Genomic DNA, 16,107 nt, shown 5'->3' on the forward strand with positions numbered 1-16,107 from the left:
GGGGGGTACCATGGCTGACCCCCGCTTTTCCCAGAACGCCGCCCGCCTGTCGGAAGACATCGGCGATGTCCTGACAGCCATCCGGCGCATGATCGCCGATGACGACGCGCTCAGTTCGGCGCGCGACAATATCCGGTCCGGGCGGGGCGACGTGGTTCGCGACGATGCGGGTGAATTCCTGGCCCGCCGCTATGGCGGCAATGCGGCACTGGCGCGGCAGATGGTCGAATCGGTCGCCCGTCCCGCCCCGGCCCCTGTCGAACCGGAACATGCCGAAGCCCCCGCCATCCCCCAATTCATCCTGAGGGCCAGGCCCGACGCCGCGCCGGTGGCGAACACGTCGCCCCTGCGGCTGGAGGCCGAGCGGCGGGTCGAGGAACCCGAGGCGCCCAAGGCCTCTGGCTGGCGGTCCTGGTTGCGCCCCGACACGCGCGATGCCGCGCTGCAGGTGGAACCCGAACCCGTTCCGGCGCGTCCGGCCATGCCGACCAGCTTCCAGCAGGCGGTCGAGGATCTGACAGACGATGGCGACCACTTCGCCGAGGCCTTCGACTGGAAGGCGCGGATGCGCCCCGAGCTTGATGAGCCTGCCCCGGTCAAGATGACCGAAGCGAAGCCCGTCGAACAACGTCTGTCCGGCTGGGCTTTGCCCCTGCAGGCTGTGGCCGTCGATCCTGTCGCCCAACTGGCAGCCGAGGCCGAGGCTTTCGATGCCGAAATGAGGGCCGAGGCCGATCTGAACGACGAGGAACAGAGCATCCGCGAACTGCTGCGCGAGATGGTGCAAGAGGAACTGAACGGAGAGCTTGGGCAGCGATTCTCGGCCAATCTGCGCGCCGTGATCCGCCGCGAGATCGCCGCCGCCATCGACGCCCATCTGGACCGGTTCTGACCCCGTCGCTCTGACCGGATACTTCCAACCATATACGGGCAGCATCCCCGCGGATGCTGCCCGCGATGTTTCAGCCCCGCGCCGTTTGCAGGGTCTTGGCCCACCAGGACAATTCGTCCAGCATCGCGTTCAGCGAGCCTTCCAGATTGCCCTCGATCTCGCTCATCGGGGCGTCCGATCCCAGGGGCGACACCTTGAAGAAGTCGCCTGCGCCGATATGGACGGCGTTGCGCAGGGGCACCATCTGAAGCTCGATCCCGATCAGGCGCAGATGTTCCAGGGCGCGCGCGCCACCCATGCTGCCATAGGCCAGGGCACTGAAGGGCTTGCGGTTCCATTCCTTGTAGGCCTGATCCAGGGCGTTCTTCAGCGCCCCGGTGATGGACCGGTTGTATTCCGCCACGACAAAGACAAAGCCGTCGAACCCTGCCAGCTTTTCCTGCCAGGCGACTGCATTCGGGTCGCTGGAGGGCATCCACAGGTTCGACGCGGCTTCGTTGAAGAAGGGCAGGTTCTGGTCCCGCAGGTCGATCAGGTCGAATTCCAGGTCGGGATGATCCTTGACCTTGTCCATCAGCCACTGCGCAGGCTTGTCGGCGAAACGGCTGTCGCGGGTGGAACTGATGATGACGCCGATGCGGGGTTTGCTCATGGAAGATGTCCTTTCATGTGGAATGGCCCGGACAGCCTAACGCCTGTTTGCAGGCGCGGTTCAGCTTTTTCGCAGGCGGCGGCGCACAGGCCGTGCCGCATTCCTGCACATGCGCCCTTGCCTGGGGCGCGTGGCGGTGGTCTATAAATTGCCATGAAAAAGTCCGACAACCCCGCCGATCCCTTCAAGAAGGCCCTGACCGAAGCGACTCGCGCCCTGGCCAGCGACCGAGAGTTGAACGTGACCTTCAGCGCCGATCCATCTGGCGTGGCGGGCGACACCATGCGCCTGCCGCAGGTCAGCCGCCGCATGGGCCGGGACGAGGTCCTGCAGGCGCGCGGCACGGCCGATGCCCTGGCGATGCGCCTGCGCCATCACGACGCGGCGACCCATGCCCGCTTCGCCCCCGCCGGTCCCATGGCCCGAGAGCTTTACGAGGCCATGGAAACCGCGCGTTGCGAGGCGCTTGGGGCGCGCGACATGCCGGGTGCCTTGTCCAACATCGACGCCCGCATCGGCGCGGATGCCGACAAGAAGGGCTATGGCCAGATCAAGGCGCCTGCCGATGCGCCCTTGGCGGTGGCTGCCGGATACATCGTCCGACAGGCGGCGACCGGCCGGGCGCTGCCGTCCGGGGCCCAGCATGTGGCGGATCTGTGGCGCCCCTTCGTGGAACAGCAGGCGGGCGGGTCACTGTCCCATGTGAACGAGGTTCTGGCCGACCAGGCGGCGTTCTCGCGTCTGTCGCGGCAGGTGATCAGCGACCTGGGCTATGGCGACCAGCTTGGCGACGATCCCGACCAGCCGGACGAGGACGACGCCGACGAAAACGCCGAACAGGACGAGGAAGCCGGCGACAACCAGTCGCGCGACCAGGACGACAGCGAGGATGCCGAGGCTTCGCCCGAGCGTTCGCAGGAACAGCAGCAGGACGAACGGCAGGCCCAGGTCAGCATGGACGATCAGTCCGACGAGCAGCTGACCGACGAGGCCGAGATGCCGGAATCGGAAACGCCGCCTGACCTGCCGCCGCCGGTCAGCGAAGCCAGCGCGGATTACAAGGTGTTCGCCCAGCAATGGGACGAGGAAATCCGGGCCGAGGATCTGGCCGATCCGGCCGAACTGGAACGCCTGCGCGCCTATCTGGACAAGCAGCTTGAACCCCTGCGCGGCGCGGTGTCGCGGCTGGCCAACAAGTTGCAGCGCCGGTTGCAGGCCCAGCAGAACCGCAGCTGGGAATTCGACAAGGAGGAAGGCGTGCTGGACGCCGGCCGCCTGGCGCGCGTGGTGGCGAATCCGACGACGCCCCTGTCCTTCAAGGTGGAAAAGGACACCGAGTTCCGCGACACGGTGGTGACGCTGCTGATCGACAATTCGGGGTCGATGCGGGGCCGTCCGATCAGCATTGCGGCGATCTGCGCCGACGTGCTGGCCCGCACCTTGGAACGCTGCAGCGTCAAGGTGGAGATCCTGGGCTTCACGACCCGCGCCTGGAAGGGCGGCCAATCGCGCGAGGCCTGGCTGCAGGCGGGCCGCCCTGCGCAGCCGGGGCGGCTGAACGACCTGCGCCACATCATCTACAAGCCCGCCGATGCGCCCTGGCGGCGGGTGCGGCCGAACCTTGGGCTGATGATGAAGGAAGGGTTGCTGAAGGAAAACATCGACGGCGAGGCGCTGGAATGGGCGCATAAGCGGCTGGTCCGGCGGACCGAGGCGCGCAAGATCCTGATGGTGATTTCCGACGGTGCCCCGGTCGATGATTCGACTCTGTCGGTCAATCCGGCGAATTACCTGGAAAAGCACCTGCGCGACGTGATCGCCATGGTGGAAAAGAAGCGGATGGTCGAACTGCTGGCGATCGGCATCGGCCATGACGTGACGCGGTATTATGAACGCGCGGTGACGATCACCGATGCCGACCAGTTGGCCGGGGCGATCACCGAACAGCTTGCCGCGCTGTTCGATGCCGATCCGCGCAAGCGGGCGCGGGCCTTGGCACGGCGCGCCTGATTGCGTCCCGCGGTGGCAGGGGGTCTTCAACCCCCTGCGGACGCCTGCGGCGTCCTACCCCCGAGGATATTTCAGCACAGAAGATGGGGCAGGGTGGCGCGCAGTCTTGCAAGGCCACCTGGCTTCCAGCCAAGCGCATGAAGGCGGTCGCAGGTCTGGACCCGCAAGGGCGCCGGATCCGCCCGGTCGGGCAGGGGGTGCGGGCAGCCGGTCAGCGCCTGCACCTCGGCCAGCAGATCATGTCGGTCCAGGATCAAGTCGCTGCAATTGACCTGTTCGGGCGGGTCGTCCCTGTCCAGCAGAAGCAGGATCGCCTGCGCCAGGTCTTCTCCGTGAACCTCGGTCGCGATGCGGGGCGGGATGGGGCGGCCGTTCAGGAAATCGCCGAACAGGTCGCGCCATTTGCCAGGATGTCCATAAACGCCGGTGGCCCGGATCGCGGTTGCTGGCACGGGAAGGGTGGTCAGGTAAGCCTCGGCCTCCGCCTTGACCTGGCCGTAAAGGTTAACTGGCCGGGCGGGCAGGTCGTCGGGCAGCGAGGCGCCCGGGGGATGGCCGTCATGGACCGCGCGCGAGGACAGAAAGACGATGCGGCCCACCCTGTCGCGGACCGCCGCGTCGAACAGGTGGCGGGTGCCGTCGCCGTTCAGGCGCAGGAAGCTGTCGGGGTCGTTCCCCTCGCCCCCGCGATAGCGGCCTGGGGCATGGGCGAAGGCGCAATGGACCAGGGCGTCCTGCCCCGACAGGTCGGGGGCATCGCCCAACTGGAAGCCGGTGCTGCGGTCCAGCCGCGTGACCTGGTGGCCCGCCGCCTGCGCCGCCTGCAGCACGAAGCCGCCGACGATGCCCGATGCGCCGGTCAGCGCGATGCGCATCAGGCGGCCGGGCGGACCTGGGCGGCCAGATCGGGAACGGGCTGACCTTCCGCGATGGCGCGCCACAGGTCGATCAGGGGGCGCAGCAGATGGGCCTTGTCATGGTCCTGCCAGGGTTTTTCATATTGGAAATGCAGGATGCGGATGTCTTCCCAGCTCCACAATTCCGGCATGTTCATCCAGACATATTGCAGCATGTTGTGGTGGATCGACAGTCCGTGCCAGTCGGGGAAGTAATCCTGCAGGAAGGTCTGGTCGGTGCGGCGCCAGAAGACGCCGGGCCGGTCCAGATGCGCCATCATCGCGTTGAAGGTGCGGATGTCGGGGCGCGCCGTGAAGACGCCCGAGTTCATCCGGTGGAACCCGTCCAGGCCGTCATAGACATTGGGCGCCGCGCAGAATTCGGGCAAATCGAACAGCTTTTCCACCGGGCGCAGCACCACGGCGTCGGCGTCGATGAAGACGCAGCGGTCGTAGTCAAGCTGCCACAGCCGCAGCTTGACGAAGTTGTCCAGCGGCGTGTGGAAATCGGGCTTGCCGCCCTGGGTGAAGGCCGCGCGGGCGTGCAGGGCATCGCGTGCATGGGCGCGGTCGAAAGCCTCGGACGTGGGCAGAAGGTCGGCGGCGATCAGCCGGGCGCCATGGGCGCGCAGCCGGGCCAGATGGGCGGGGCCAAGGCCGCGATGCATCACCACCAGATCCGCGCGCGTTCCCGTCAGTTTCAGCGACCGCAGCAGCGCCTCGGCCCCCGGCAGATAGTCGGGATTGGTGACCAGCGTGACATAGGCATGGTCGGTCCGGGCCGCCGTTTCGGGCCGCAGGCCTTCGGGCAGGCTGTGATCGCTGTCGCGCAAGGCTGTCCGATACAGCGGCGAGATCCGGGTGGTGTCCATCGGCTATCCTGGGCGGTGCAAACAAGTCTGACAGCGGGTTGGTGCGACGTTATTGCAGTTTTGTAAACCGTTGATGACTGAACGCGGCGGCCTTTGCCATGGTTCAACCGCAAGGCTAACCTGCCCGCATCAACCAGGGAAATGACCATGAGCCTGCCCAACCCCCTTTCCGACCGTCTGCGTGGCATCTTGGGAACACGTCTGTCCGAGACGGCGGCAGACCGTGACCATCACGCGCAATCCGAAAGCTTTCACCGTTCGCCGCCACCCGATGCCGTGGCCTGGCCCGACAGCGCCGAGGAAGTGTCGGCGATCCTGTCCGCCTGCAACGAGGCGGGCGTCCCGGTGGTGGCCTGGGGGACCGGCACCTCGCTGGAAGGGCATGCCTTGCCGGTGGGCGGGGGCATCAGCCTGGACCTGTCGCGCATGGACAAGGTGGTCGAGGTCCGGGCCGAGGACATGCAGGCCAGCGTCCAGCCGGGCGTCACCCGAGAGGCGCTGAACACGGAACTGCGCGCAACGGGGTTGTTCTTTCCGGTCGATCCCGGCGCCAATGCCAGCCTGGGCGGGATGGCCGCGACGCGGGCAAGCGGGACGACGGCCGTGCGATACGGCACGATGCGCGACAACGTGCTGGCCTTGCAGGTGGTGCTGGCCGACGGGCGCATCATCCGCACCGGCACGCGGGCGGCGAAATCCAGCGCGGGTTACGATCTGACCGGGCTGTTCGTCGGATCTGAAGGGACGCTGGGCGTCATCACCGAACTGACCCTGCGCCTGCACGGCCAGCCCGAGGAGGTGGCCGCCGCAGTCTGCGCCTTCGATAGCCTGGATCATGCGGTGGAATGCGTCAGCGCCACGATCCAGTCGGGCATTCCCATGGCGCGGATCGAATTCGTCGATGCGGCAAGCGCGCGGGCCTTCAACCTGCATTCGGGCAGCAGCCTGCCGGAACAGCCGCATCTGATGATCGAATTCCACGGCAGTCCCGGCGCCGTGCGCGAGGACGCCGCCCGCTTTGGCGAGATCGCGGCCGAGTTCGGTGCCCAGGGCTTCGACTGGGCCACTTCGGCCGAGGATCGCGCCCGGTTGTGGCGGATGCGGCACGGGGCCTATCACGCGTGTCTGGCCTTGCGGCCCGGCGCCTCGGGGTTGATCACGGATGTCTGCGTGCCGATGTCGCACCTGCCCGCCGCCGTCCATGCGGCAGCCGAGGATATCGCCGCCGAAGGCCTGATCGGTCCCATCCTGGGCCATGTGGGCGACGGCAATTTCCATTCGCTTCTGCTGGTCGATCCCGCCAATGCCGACGAAGTCGCGGCGGCCAAGCGCATCGCCACCCGCATGGCCGAACGCGCCCTTGCCGTGGGCGGCACGATCAGCGGCGAACATGGCGTGGGCCTGGGCAAGCGCGGCCTGATGCAGGCCCAGCATGGCGAGGGCTGGCAGCTGATGGGCCAGATCAAGGCGGCGCTGGATCCCCGGGGCATCCTCAACCCCGGAAAGCTGGTGCCCGACAGGAACTAGGCCAACCTTCGGCAGTTTCCTTGTCAAGCCATCGGAGAAAACCCCATGTCCCATAATGACAACAACCCGCAGCGTTCGGCCCGTCGCCATGTGCCTGCGCTGACCGCCCTTGCCATTGTCCTGATCGCCGCCTTCCTGGCCTTCCTGGTGTTCCGGCCGGGCATGGACGACCAGAACGAAGGGATAGCCACGACCCCGCCCCCTGCCGACACGCCGATCACCAATGCCGAGGGGACCGACGGCACCGCGCCGCCCCTGGTTTCGCCCGAAGGCCTGCCGGAACCCGAGGAAGGAGAGGTTCGCGGCACCGAAGCTGCCCCGGCGACGGAAGACGTTGCTCCCGCGACCCAGGATGCCCCCGAGCAGGCGAACTGACTGACGCACTCGTGACCGTCACGGCCCGGTGACTTTGCCTCACGATCTTGCGATAAGCGACCCCAAGGGCGTGCCAAACGCCCATCGCAAGATCGAAGGGGCAGGATGCGGTATTTTACCAAGATATTGATGGGGCTGATGTTGGTGCTGGCGGTCGCTTGTTCGCGCACGCCGGAACGCGGCGGATACCGCCCCGCGCCGGGACCGGGGGCCAATCCGCAACTGGGCGATTCAGCCCCGCATGACTGGGGCGGTCGCGGCCCCTATGGCCACGCGGTCCATGGCATTGACGTGTCCCGCTGGCAGGGCGACATCGACTGGAACCGTGTCCGCAACGCGGGAATCAGTTTCGCCTTCATCAAGGCGACCGAAGGGGGCGATCACTACGACCCGAACTTCCACCGCTATTGGAGGGAAGCCGCGCAGGCCCGCATCCCGCGCGGTGCCTATCACTACTATTACTTCTGCCGCAGCGGGGCGGAACAGGCCGCCTGGTTCATCCGCCAGGTCCCGCGAGAGATCGGCTCGCTTCCGCCGGTCATCGACCTTGAATGGACCAATTCGCGGACCTGCCCGTATCGGCCCTCGCCGGCCGAGGTCAAGCAGCAGGCGTCCATCTTCATGGACATCGTCGGCCGCCACTACGGGCAGCGCCCGATCATCTATACGACGGTCGATTTCTATCGCGACAACCGGCTGGGCGACATGCGGGCGGAATTCTGGCTGCGTTCCGTCGCCAACCATCCCAGCGTTCCTTATCCCGGGCAGCGTTGGGCCTTCTGGCAATATACCGGCACCGGGATCGTGCCGGGCATCCGGGGCAATACCGACCTCAACGCCTTTGCGGGCAGCCGCGCGGATTGGGTGCGATGGTTGCAGACGCGCCTGACGCGGTAAGGCCGCGCGCGCGGCTGTGGGTCGAGTTCGCGGCGCTCTATATCGGGGCGCCGCTGGCCATTGCGCTGTTCATGCCGCCCCATCTGCTGTTCCGCGCGCTTGCGGTGTTCAGCATGGTCGGCATGGGCCTGTTGTGGTTGACCGGAAGCTTCAGATGGCGGTCCCTGGTGCGTGGCTGGCGCCGCCTTCCCTGGGCCGAGATCGCGGGCATCGCGCTGATCACGCTGGCCGCGGGCGCGCTGATCCTGTGGCAGACCCGACCCGGCGCGTTGTTCGCGATGGCCCGCGCCTGGCCCGAGCGTCTGGCGGCGATCTGGCTGTTCTATCCGTTTCTGTCGGCGCTGCCGCAGGAACTGATCTTCCGCCCGCTGTTCTTCCATCGCTACGCCGCCATCCTGCCCAAGGGGCGGGCGGCAATCGCGCTGAACGCCGCGGTCTTTTCATTCGCGCACCTGATGTACTGGTCCTGGATCGTGGCGATCCTGACCTTTCTGGGCGGCTGGTTCTTCGCCCGCGCCTATCTGCGCCACGGCTTCCCCTCGGCCTGGCTGCTGCACGCGGTCGCGGGCAACGTGCTGTTCGCGGTCGGCATGGGCGTCTATTTCTACAGCGGCAACGTGGTGCGGCCGTTCTGACCGGTTGACTTCCCGCCCCCGCCACGCTTGATGCAGGGCGGATTATTCGGGGAACGACCATGCACGCCTATCGCAGCCATACCTGCGGCGATCTGACCGCCGCCCATGCAGGGGAAACCGTCCGCCTGTCGGGCTGGGTCCATCGGGTCCGCGACCACGGGGGCGTGCTGTTCGTCGATCTGCGCGACCATTACGGCATGACCCAGGTGCTGGCCGACAGCGACAGCCCGGCCTTTGCCGCGATGGACAAGCTGCGGGCCGAAACCGTGATCCGCATCGACGGCCGCGTGAAGCTGCGCGACGCGTCCCTGATCAACCCCAAGCTGCCCACCGGCGAGATCGAAGTCTATGCGACCGACCTGGAGGTCCTGGGCCCTTCGGACGAACTGCCGCTGCCGGTCTTCGGCGACCAGGAATACCCCGAGGAAACGCGGCTGGCATACCGCTTCCTGGACCTGCGCCGCGAGTCGCTGCACAACAACATCATGCTGCGGTCGCAGGTGATCCGGTCGATCCGCAACCGCATGTGGGACCAGGGCTTCACGGAATTCCAGACCCCGATCATCACCGCGTCCTCGCCCGAAGGGGCGCGCGACTTCCTGGTGCCCTCGCGCCTGCATCCGGGCAAGTTCTATGCCCTGCCGCAGGCCCCCCAGCAGTTCAAGCAGCTGATCATGGTCGCGGGCTTCGACAAGTATTTCCAGATCGCCCCCTGCTTCCGCGACGAGGATCCGCGCGCCGACCGCAGCCCGACGGACTTCTACCAGCTTGACCTGGAAATGTCCTTCGTGGACCAGGAGGATGTCTTCGCCGCGATCCAGCCCGTGATCCAGGGCCTGTTCGAAGAATTCGGCAACGGCCGCCCCGTCGATGCCAACTGGCCGCGCATTCCTTATGCCGAGGCCCTGCTGAAATACGGCAGCGACAAGCCCGACCTGCGCAACCCGATCGAGATGCAGGTGGTCAGCGACCACTTCCGCGGTTCCGGCTTCGGCATCTTCGCCAAGCTGCTGGAACAGGAAGGCACCGAGGTCCGCGCCATTCCCGCGCCAACCGGCGGCAGCCGCAAGTTCGCCGACCGCATGAACGCCTTCGCGCAGCGCGAGGGGTTGCCGGGCATGGGCTATATCTTCTGGCGCAAGGCCGAGGATGGCTCGACCGAGGCCGCGGGCCCCATCGCCAAGGCGCTTGGCGCCGAGCCGACCGAGGCGATCCGCCAGCAGCTTGGCCTGGGCGAAGGCGATGCCGTCTTCTTCCTGGGCGGCAAGCCCGAGCAGTTCGAGGCGGTCGCGGGCCGCGCCCGCAACGAAATCGGCCGAGAGCTTGGCCTGACCCAGGAAAACCAGTTCAAGTTCGCCTGGATCGTCGATTTCCCGATGTACGAGAAGACCGACGACGGCAGGATCGACTTCAGCCACAACCCGTTCTCGATGCCGCAGGGTGGGCTGGACGCGCTGAACGGCGATCCGTTGCAAGTGAAGGGCTATCAATACGACCTGGCCTGCAACGGCTATGAACTGATTTCCGGCGCGATCCGCAACCACAAGCCCGAGATCATGTTCAAGGCCTTCGAACTGGCGGGCTATCCGGCCTCCGAGGTCGAAAAGCGCTTCGGCGGCATGGTCAAGGCCTTCCGCTATGGCGCGCCGCCGCACGGGGGCTGCGCGGCCGGCATCGACCGGATCGTGATGCTGCTGGCCGACGAGGTGAACATCCGCCAGGTCATCATGTTCCCGATGAACCAGCGGGCCGAGGACCTGATGATGGGCGCCCCTTCGGAACCCACCAACGAACAGTTGCGCGACCTGCGCCTGCGCGTCCTGCCGAAAGAGTGATCTGACAATGCCGCCACCCGCCCCTAGGTTCGGGGCGGGGGATCGCCCCCGTTCTGCAAGGGGGCGCGAATGCCGGCATATCCCGAACTTGCCGCGATCCGGCTGGGCTATGGACTGTCGCCGCTGACCCGTCCGCCGGCCGATGCCGCGGCCCTGGTCGAGGCGGTGGCCTCTGCCGCGCCCGACCGCGACGCCTTTTCGCTGGCGCGGGATCATCTGCCCTATCGTATCCGCCTGGCGGAGCTGAACCAATCGGACGCCCCTGACAAGGAAGCGCAGCTGAAGTCCCTGCGTGACGAGGTTCGCATCCTCGGCTTGCGCGCGCCCCAGGTCAGGATCGCCCGCGCCGTCGGCGACGCAGGGGGTTTTGGCGAAAGGCTGGTGCAGTTCTGGGCAGATCATTTCACGGTAACGAATGCCAACCTGTTCGACGCCCCGGCCGCCGCGGCCTTCGTGGACGAGGCGATCCGGCCGCATCTGATGTCCGGTTTCGCGGACATGATGTTCGCCGCCGAAACCCACCCCCGGATGATCATGTATCTGGACCAGACCCTCTCGGCCGGGCCCAATTCGCAGGCCGGCAAGCGAGGGCGCGGCGTCAACGAAAACCTTGCGCGAGAGATAATCGAGCTTCACAGCCTGGGTGCCGGCGCGGGCTATCACCAACGCGACGTGCGCCAGCTTGCCCTGCTTCTGACGGGGCTGACCTTCAGGCCCACTATCGACCATGCCAGCACCTTCAACGGAAACTGGGCAGAACCCGGCCCCTTTCAGGTGCTTGGAAAGACCTATCTGCGGGGCGAGGGGCAGGGCGCCATCCGGCAGGTGATCGAGGATCTGGCAAGGCACGACGCCACCGCCCGCCATGTGGCGCGCAAGCTTGCCGTCCATTTCGTGTCCGACAATCCGCCCGACAGCCTTGTCAGGCGGCTGGCGCAGGTGTTCCGCAGCACGAAGGGCGATCTGCCCACGCTTTACCTGACCCTGGCCGAGGCGCCGGAGCTGCGCGACTGCTTTCGCCAGAAGGTTCGCCAGCCCTTCGGCTTTGTCGTGGCGGCGCTGCGGGGCTGCGGCTTTCGGCACCAGGATGTCATGGCGCTGGACCAGCAGGCGCTTCAGAACCGGTTGCTGTCGGGCATGTTCATCATGGGACAACGATGGGGCTCACCGCGCGGGCCGGACGGCTGGCCCGAGGATGCCTTGGCCTGGGCCACGGCGCAGGGGCTGGCGGGGCGGATCGACTGGGCCATGCGCCTGTTGCCGAAGCTGCGCCCGGACCTTCCCGATCCGCGCGACTTCCTGCAGGCGGCGCTTGGGGATACCGCGTCGGACGCGCTTCGCTGGGCGGTGCCGCGCGCGGAAAGCCCGGCCGAGGGATTGGCCCTGATCCTCGCCTCGCCCGATTTCAACCGGAGATGACGCGATGCTGTCACGACGTCTGTTTCTGAAATCCACGGCGCTGATCGGCTGTTCGGCCGCGGCGCATCCCATGCTGTCGTCGATGACCTTCGCCGACGCGCCGGGCGAGAACCGGCTGGTCGTCATCATCCTGCGCGGGGCCATGGACGGCCTGGACGTGTTCCAGCCTTATGGCGACCCGGAGCTGCGCCAATTGCGCAAGACGCTGTCGGCGGGGCCCGACAAGGGGGCGCAGGATCTGGACGGGTTTTTCGCGCTGCATCCGTCCCTGGCGCCCTTGATGCCGCTGTGGCGTGCGGGGGAACTGGCCTTCGCGCCTGCGGTGTCCACGCCCTATCGCGACAAGCGCAGCCACTTCGACGGCCAGGACATGCTGGAGGCGGGGACCGGCACCGATGTCGAGACCAGAAGCCAGCGCGACGGCTGGCTGAACCGGTTGTTGCAGACCATGCCGGGCGTGCAATCGGAAACCGCCTATTCCGTGGGCCTTGAGGACATGCGGATCCTGGACGGCGCGGCACCGGCGAAAAGCTGGTCGCCCCAGACCCGCTTCAAGCTGAGCGCGCAGGGCCAGCGGCTGCTGGCCCATGTCTGGCACGACGACCCCTTGTTCCGACCGGCCGGCGAACAGGCGATCGAGATCATCAACGATGATCTGGCCCGGATCGAGCCCGCCGAGGGGCCTGCCCGCGATGCCCAGGCGCTGGCGCGGTTCACGGCGGATCGCCTGAACAGGGAAACGCGGATCGCCAGCTTTTCGATTTCGGGCTGGGACAGTCATGCGCGACAGGGACCGGTCATCGACCGCGCCTTGCAGCGGCTTGGCACCGCGATCCTGACCCTGCGTGCCGATCTTGGGGCGAACTGGTCACGGACGACCGTGCTGGCCATGACGGAATTTGGCCGCACCGTGCGGGAAAACGGCACCGGGGGGACCGATCACGGCACCGGCGGGGCGATGCTGGTGGCGGGGGGGAACATCCGCGGCGGCCGGGCGATCGGCGGCTGGCCGGGGCTGGCGGAGGGCGATCTTTATGCCGGGCGCGACCTGATGCCCTTGCGCGATATCCGCGCCCATGCCGCCTGGGCGATGCGCGATCTGTTCGACATTCCGCGGGATGTGCTGGAACGCAGCGTCTTTCCCGGTCTCGACATGGGTGAAAATCCCCGCATCCTGGGATGATCGCGGCAGGAACGGCTGTAAACCCATAGCCTTGCCGCAAGGATCCGGCCTGACCGGCGCTGGCTGGACCCGACATGGGCCCCCTGCCGAGGCGGCGGCGCTTCGTCACATGCTGGCGACCTGGGCCAGGCGTTCCTGCACCAGTCCGCTGATCCGCGCCAGGTCGCTGGCCAGTGCATGTCCCGCATCATGGTCGCGCGCCAGGGCCGTGGCCGCAGCCTCGAGCACCGGGTCATGCGCCGACCGTGCGATGCCCGCAAGGAAATGGGCGATGTAATCGACCGCTGCCGTATCCTGCGCGGTGGCCAGGATCTCGGCCACATGGGCCAGGTCGTCCCGCAGGCCAGAGGGGTCGGGCTGGATCACCTCGTCCGGCAGAAGTCGCAGGCCGTGGCCCCGCATTTCAGCGGGCATGGCCGCCAGGATGGTCTGCTGAAAGACGGCCAGGCTTTCGATGGGCTTGGGCAGGAAGCCGTCCGCGCCCGCCGCCAGGGCCGCATCGGCCAGATCGGGGTCGCCCGAGATACCCAGAAGCACCGGCACCCTGGGTTCGGTGCTGGCCACCTGCCGGATCAGGTCCGCGCCGTCGCCATCGGGAAGGCCCAGATCGACGATCACCACCGCGGGGCGATAGGTCTGCAGATGCCGGGCGGCGGACCGCAGGCAATCGGCCCGCCGGATCCGCGCGCCTGATCGCAGGCACAAAAGGCGCACAGCCTCGCTTGCGAAGCGCGAATCCTCGACCACAAGAACGGTCAGCCCGGCCAGCGGGCGATTGGGCATCGAAAGACGCCACATGGGCAATGCCTCGACCGAGGCGGGGGCGATGTCGTTCTGCATGCCGGTTTCCCCTGTTGTGCTTGCCCCAGTTAGCCGCCGATTCGCTAAGAAGCGGTTAACGGCCGCAGGGTTTTCCTTTCACCCCGGTCGCGAAACCCCTAGAACCACCCAAAACAGGAGGAAGTCATGATCGGACGCCTGAACCACGTCGCCATTGCGGTGCCCGACCTGGCCGCGGCCTCGGCCCAGTATGCCGACACGCTGGGGGCCAAGGTCGGCGCGCCCCAGGACGAACCCGACCACGGGGTGACGGTGGTGTTCATCGAACTGCCCAACACCAAGGTGGAACTGCTGTATCCCCTGGGCGACGACAGCCCGATCAAGGGGTTTTTGGACAAGAACCCCTCTGGCGGCATCCATCACATGTGCTTCGAGGTGGATGACATCCTGGCCACCCGCGACCGGCTGAAGGCCGAGGGCGCGCGTGTCCTTGGCAACGGCGAGCCCAAGATCGGCGCCCATGGCAAGCCGGTCCTGTTCCTGCATCCCAAGGATTTCAACGGCTGCCTGATCGAACTGGAGCAAGTCTGATGAACCTCACCGGGGGAATCGTCCTTTACGCCGTCCTGTGGTTCCTGACCCTGTTCATCGTGATCCTGGTCGGTCAGCAAAGCCAGCAGGACGCCGGAGAAGTCGTGCCGGGCACCCCCGCGGGCGCCCCGGCCGACCTGCGCCTGAAGCGCAAGCTGATCTGGACCACGGCCATTTCCGCGGTGATCTGGGCCGCGATCGCCTTTGTCATCCTGGGGGGCTTCATCACCCGCGGGGATATCGCGAACCTTGACCGGATGTTCCGCTGATCAGGTGGAACAGATGCGTGAAGGCCGCTGCCGCCAGCAGCGGCACCGCGATGTTCACGAACGGGATCGCCAGGGCCACCGCGACCAGCACCCCGGCAAGCGTCACGCGGCTTGCATTGGCCTTGCGCAGGGCCGTGGCCTGCGGTTCGTCCATGTGACGGCGCGCGGCCATCTGGAAGAATTCCCGTCCCAGCAGCCAGCCATTCGCGCCAAACAGCAGCAAGGGCGCCAGCGGACCCAGGAAGGGCGTCAGGAACAGCGACAGGATCGCCACCCCCAGCACGGCCAGCACGACCGCGATTGATTCCAGCAGCCCGTCCATGAAATCCAGTCCCGCCCCCTGGCGGGCGGGATAATGCATCTCCTCGACCACCTCGGCCACGCGTTCTGCAAACAGGCCCGCAAAGCCCGCCGCGACCGGGGCCATCAGGAAGAACCCCATCAAGGGGAACAGCGCCAGCGACCCCCAGGACAGGGCGGACCCGAGATCCCATGACCCGATCCAGGGTAGGGTCAGGTTGCCCGGCACGAAGCTGCGAAGCGCCCAGAAGACAGCCGACTGCAGCGCCACGAACAACAGGATCGTCAGCGCGATCCCCATCAGCGCCAGCCGCAGGATGCGGGGCCGCAGCAGATCCAGCCAGGCCAGGATCAGCGCCCGAAAGACCGTCATTCGAGCCAGGTCGTCTTGGCCGCGACATCGGGGCGGGGGCGTTCGGGCGGGGTCTCGCCCCGGCTGCCCAGATGTACCAGGCCCACGATGCGCTCATCCTCGGACAGGCCCAGGTGGCTGCGCCCGAAGGTTTCGTCCAGGACCGCCGGGCCCGTCAGCCAGGCCGCCCCCCAGCCCGAGGCGAGCGCCGCATTGACAAGCCCCAGGCAGACCGCGCCCGCCGACAGGAACTGTTCCCAGCCGGGCACCTTCTCGCTCGCCACTGGCGTCGAAACCACCGCCACGATGACCGGCGAATCGAAAGCCGAGGCGGCCTTGTCCGCCACCGCCTGATCCAGGCCCGTGGCCAGCACCCGATCCCGCAGGATCGGCGCCAGCCGGTCCAGGGCCGCGCGTTCCAGCACGACGAAGCGCCATGGTTCCAGCTTGCCGTGATCGGGCGTGCGGGCGGCAAGCGTCAGAAGGCGCAGGATCTCGGGCCGGTCGGGGCCAGGGGCGCGCAGCATCTTGGGTGGGTGCGACCGGCGGGTCGCCAGGAAATCCACCGCGGCATCGTTGCGATAGGACATGTCAGTCTCCTTTTGCGGCCGTTCTTTCGCAA

General features: G+C 67.1%; 17 protein-coding genes. 11 read left to right on the forward strand and 6 right to left on the reverse strand.

The features are described from left to right. Positions 1-10: 10 nt before the first annotated feature. Positions 11-892, forward strand: coding sequence for a hypothetical protein (locus tag IEX25_RS11615; protein ID WP_188715204.1), 882 nt, complete (start codon positions 11-13; stop codon positions 890-892). A 70-nt stretch (positions 893-962) separates the two neighbouring features. On the opposite strand, the gene IEX25_RS11620 is transcribed toward IEX25_RS11615, so the two are convergent. Further along, on the reverse strand, positions 963-1,544 hold the full coding sequence (locus IEX25_RS11620) for an NADPH-dependent FMN reductase (protein WP_188715206.1): 582 nt from the start codon (positions 1,542-1,544) through the stop codon (positions 963-965). A gap of 153 nt (positions 1,545-1,697) precedes the next feature. On the opposite strand from IEX25_RS11620, the gene cobT reads away from it, so the two are divergent. Further along, entirely contained in the window at positions 1,698-3,554 is a 1,857-nt protein-coding gene (cobT, locus tag IEX25_RS11625; RefSeq protein ID WP_188715208.1) for a cobaltochelatase subunit CobT, read from the forward strand. A gap of 71 nt (positions 3,555-3,625) precedes the next feature. On the opposite strand, the gene IEX25_RS11630 is transcribed toward cobT, so the two are convergent. Next, complete coding sequence (locus IEX25_RS11630) at positions 3,626-4,429, reverse strand: NAD-dependent epimerase/dehydratase family protein (protein WP_188715210.1); 804 nt, start codon at positions 4,427-4,429, stop codon at positions 3,626-3,628. Continuing rightward, the gene (locus IEX25_RS11635; protein ID WP_146038639.1) at positions 4,429-5,322 is read right to left on the reverse strand and encodes a glycosyltransferase; all 894 of its coding nucleotides are present in this window, start codon (positions 5,320-5,322) and stop codon (positions 4,429-4,431) included. Before IEX25_RS11635 ends, IEX25_RS11630 begins: the two co-directional genes overlap by 1 nt. 147 nt (positions 5,323-5,469) lie before the next feature. Here IEX25_RS11635 and IEX25_RS11640 point away from each other — a divergent pair, with 147 nt between their 5' ends. The 7 genes from IEX25_RS11640 to IEX25_RS11670 all read left to right on the forward strand — a co-directional run bounded on the left by IEX25_RS11640 (position 5,470) and on the right by IEX25_RS11670 (position 13,193). After that, positions 5,470-6,849, forward strand: coding sequence for an FAD-binding oxidoreductase (locus tag IEX25_RS11640; protein ID WP_188715212.1), 1,380 nt, complete (start codon positions 5,470-5,472; stop codon positions 6,847-6,849). A 45-nt stretch (positions 6,850-6,894) separates the two neighbouring features. After that, entirely contained in the window at positions 6,895-7,224 is a 330-nt protein-coding gene (locus IEX25_RS11645; RefSeq protein WP_188715214.1) for a hypothetical protein, read from the forward strand. Positions 7,225-7,329: 105 nt separating this feature from the next. Then, positions 7,330-8,121, forward strand: coding sequence for a glycoside hydrolase family 25 protein (locus IEX25_RS11650; RefSeq protein WP_103172971.1), 792 nt, complete (start codon positions 7,330-7,332; stop codon positions 8,119-8,121). After that, positions 8,094-8,756 carry a CPBP family intramembrane glutamic endopeptidase gene (locus IEX25_RS11655; RefSeq protein ID WP_188715215.1) on the forward strand — a complete coding sequence of 221 codons (663 nt, stop codon included), beginning with the start codon at positions 8,094-8,096 and terminating at the stop codon, positions 8,754-8,756. The genes IEX25_RS11650 and IEX25_RS11655 overlap by 28 nt, the downstream gene beginning before the upstream one ends. Before the next feature lie 59 nt (positions 8,757-8,815). Further along, positions 8,816-10,591 (forward strand): aspartate--tRNA ligase, encoded by a 1,776-nt coding sequence (gene aspS, locus IEX25_RS11660; protein ID WP_188715217.1) that lies wholly within the window; start codon positions 8,816-8,818, stop codon positions 10,589-10,591. A gap of 69 nt (positions 10,592-10,660) precedes the next feature. Next, positions 10,661-12,010: a DUF1800 domain-containing protein gene (locus tag IEX25_RS11665; RefSeq protein WP_188715219.1), complete on the forward strand. Its 1,350-nt coding sequence runs from the start codon at positions 10,661-10,663 to the stop codon at positions 12,008-12,010. Between the two features lie 4 nt (positions 12,011-12,014). Next, entirely contained in the window at positions 12,015-13,193 is a 1,179-nt protein-coding gene (locus IEX25_RS11670; RefSeq protein ID WP_188715221.1) for a DUF1501 domain-containing protein, read from the forward strand. Between the two features lie 105 nt (positions 13,194-13,298). Here IEX25_RS11670 and IEX25_RS11675 read toward each other — a convergent pair whose 3' ends face one another. Continuing rightward, positions 13,299-14,033 carry a response regulator gene (locus IEX25_RS11675; RefSeq protein ID WP_370463860.1) on the reverse strand — a complete coding sequence of 245 codons (735 nt, stop codon included), beginning with the start codon at positions 14,031-14,033 and terminating at the stop codon, positions 13,299-13,301. Between the two features lie 126 nt (positions 14,034-14,159). On the opposite strand from IEX25_RS11675, the gene mce reads away from it, so the two are divergent. Together mce and IEX25_RS11685 are read left to right on the forward strand one after the other, a co-directional pair. Further along, positions 14,160-14,564: a methylmalonyl-CoA epimerase gene (gene mce, locus IEX25_RS11680; protein ID WP_188715223.1), complete on the forward strand. Its 405-nt coding sequence runs from the start codon at positions 14,160-14,162 to the stop codon at positions 14,562-14,564. Continuing rightward, the gene (locus IEX25_RS11685) at positions 14,564-14,833 is read left to right on the forward strand and encodes a DUF1467 family protein (protein ID WP_103172965.1); all 270 of its coding nucleotides are present in this window, start codon (positions 14,564-14,566) and stop codon (positions 14,831-14,833) included. Before mce ends, IEX25_RS11685 begins: the two co-directional genes overlap by 1 nt. Here the strand turns inward: IEX25_RS11685 and IEX25_RS11690 are convergent. Both IEX25_RS11690 and IEX25_RS11695 read right to left on the reverse strand, forming a co-directional pair. After that, positions 14,790-15,506 (reverse strand): EI24 domain-containing protein, encoded by a 717-nt coding sequence (locus tag IEX25_RS11690; protein WP_188715225.1) that lies wholly within the window; start codon positions 15,504-15,506, stop codon positions 14,790-14,792. The genes IEX25_RS11685 and IEX25_RS11690 overlap by 44 nt on opposite strands. Beyond that, the gene (locus IEX25_RS11695; protein WP_188715227.1) at positions 15,503-16,075 is read right to left on the reverse strand and encodes a nitroreductase family protein; all 573 of its coding nucleotides are present in this window, start codon (positions 16,073-16,075) and stop codon (positions 15,503-15,505) included. The genes IEX25_RS11690 and IEX25_RS11695 overlap by 4 nt, the downstream gene beginning before the upstream one ends. Positions 16,076-16,107 lie beyond the last annotated feature (32 nt).

It is taken from the genome of Paracoccus acridae, assembly GCF_014642735.1.
GTDB lineage: Bacteria > Pseudomonadota > Alphaproteobacteria > Rhodobacterales > Rhodobacteraceae > Paracoccus > Paracoccus acridae.